Genomic DNA, 2204 nt, shown 5'->3' with positions numbered 1-2204 from the left:
GACCGAGGCAGTCGGCTATGGGGATTGAGCGATCCGGCCTGATGGCGCGGGCGAGCGCGATGGCCGGCGAGGGGCTCGGCGGAGATGGCGGGGTGATCCGCCGGGACAGGCCGACGGCCAGCACGGGGTGGTCGGAGCGATGGCCGGCGGGTCTCGGTCTGGATCGGGCGGCCGGAAGTGCGGGTCGAGGCGGTCGGGGCGCAACGCTCCTCCGGCCGCGGCTCGAAGGCCGGCGGCATGATGGTGGCTGACGACGTGCCGGGTCACGGTGCTCTCATCCCGGTCAGGGCGGACGCGGTCGGCGGACCGCGCGGTTGCAGGAAGCGGCCGAAGGTCTCGACGACCGTCATGCGGCCGCCGCAGCACCGGCAGGGTGAGCGCCAGTCGGGCGGCGCCGTGGGCTCGGGCGGGATGACCGGCGGCGGGACGGCGAGCAGCGCTCGGATACGGGTGAGGTTGGCCCGGCGGCCGGCGCTGGCGAGCAGACCGTAGTGGCGGATGCGGTGGAAGCCCTTGGGTAGGACGTGCAGCAGGAAGCGCCGGATAAACTCGTGCGGGCCCAGCGTCAGGGTGCCGTAGCGCTCAGGCCCGTCGCGACGGTAGTCCTTGATGCGGAAGGTGACGCCGGCCTCATCGAAGCTCATCAGCCGGCTGTTCGAGATCGCCACACGGTGGGTGTAGCGCGACAGGTAGGCCAGCACCGCCGCGGGACCGGCGAACGGGGCTTTGGCGTAGACGACCCAGCGCTTCGTCCGGGCCGGGGACAGATGGCGCAGGAAGGCGCGGCGCTCGGCCAGGGGCGCTAGGCCGCCAAAGAAGACGAGCCGTCCGGCCGCGTGCAGCGCGCTCAGCCCGACCAGGAACAGGCGGCGGAACAGCTTGCCCAGCACCCGCACCGGCAGGAGGAAGGCCGGCCGCGACGACACCCACCGTGCACCATCAGGCGAGAGGCCGCCGCCGGGCACGATCATGTGGACGTGGGGATGATGCGTCAGCGCCGAGCCCCAGGTGTGCAGCACGGCGGTCAGGCCGATGCGGGCGCCGAGGTGCCTGGGATCGGCAGCGATGGTCAGCATCGTCTCCGACGCCGCGCGGAACAGCAGGTCGTAGACGGCGGCCTTGTTCTGGAGGGCGATGTCGGCGACCTGCGTCGGCAGGGTGAACACGACGTGGAAGTAGCCCACCGGCAGCAGGTCGGCCTCGCGCTCGGCCAGCCATGTGCGGGCCGCCGCCCCTTGGCATTTGGGGCAGTGCCGGTTGCGGCAGGAGTTGTAGGCGATCCGCCGGTGGCCGCAGTCGCCGCAGCCCTCGACGTGGCCGCCGAGCGCGGCGGTGCGGCAGTGCTCGATCGCCGCCATGACCTTGAGCTGCCGCAGGCTCAGGTGGCCGGCCTGGGCCGCCCGGTAGGCCGGCCCAGCAGCGCGGAAGACGTCGGCGACCTCGATCGCGGCGCGCACCGTCTCAGCCGGGCGCGATCTCTCCCGTCTTGAACAGACCCAGCTTGTCCAGCGGACTGGTCACGGTGCGTACCGTGCGGGTGGCGACCTTGGTGTAGAACGCCGTGTTCTCCAGCTTGGCGTGCCCGAGCAAGACCTGGATCACCCGGATGTCGATGCCGTCCTCCAAGAGGTGGGTGGCGAAGCTGTGGCGCAGGGTGTGCGGGCCGACCCGCTTGGCGATATCGGCCGCCCGGGCCGCCTCGACCACGATGCGGTGGAGGTGGCGGGTGCTGATCGGCTTCATCGGATGCTGGCCCGGGAACAGCCAGCCGTCACGCTGCATGACGCCCTGCTGGCGTCCGACCTTCCACCACTGGCGCAGCAGGGTGAGCAGGTCCGCCGGGAGCAGCGCGTTGCGGTATCGTCCGCCCTTGCCGCGCTCGACCCGGATGAGCATGCGCGCGCTGTCGATGTCGATGACTTTGAGCGCTGCGACCTCGGCCACGCGCAGGCCGGCGCCGTAGGCCACCGACAGAGCAGCCTGATGCTTGAGGCAGGTGGTGGCGTCGAGCAGCCGGGTGACCTCGTCGCGGCTGAGCACCACCGGCAGCGTGAGCGGATAGGCGAGCCGGACGAGCCGCCGCGCGAGGTCGGGCCGGTCGAGGGTGTGGGTGAAGAAGAAGCGCAATGCCGAGACGATGGCGTTGAGGGTCGGCACCGGCACGCCGGCCTCGCGCTGCTCGACCTGGAAGCGGCGCAGGTCCT

General features: G+C 71.8%; 2 protein-coding genes. Both read right to left on the bottom strand.

Annotated elements, in window-relative coordinates:
• Positions 1 to 263 precede the first annotated feature (263 nt).
• On the bottom strand, positions 264 to 1457 hold the full coding sequence (locus tag MFF56_RS31760) for an IS91 family transposase (RefSeq protein ID WP_043388075.1): 1194 nt from the start codon (positions 1455 to 1457) through the stop codon (positions 264 to 266).
• A gap of 4 nt (positions 1458 to 1461) precedes the next feature.
• Positions 1462 to 2204 (bottom strand): tyrosine-type recombinase/integrase (locus MFF56_RS31755; RefSeq protein WP_238232190.1); only part of this gene is annotated, 743 nt, incomplete at its 5' end.

It is taken from the genome of Methylobacterium hispanicum (assembly GCF_022179285.1).
GTDB classification, from domain to species: domain Bacteria; phylum Pseudomonadota; class Alphaproteobacteria; order Rhizobiales; family Beijerinckiaceae; genus Methylobacterium; species Methylobacterium hispanicum.
The sequence above is the reverse complement of the archived record's forward strand: the minus strand, read 5'-3'. Positions and strand labels throughout refer to the sequence as shown.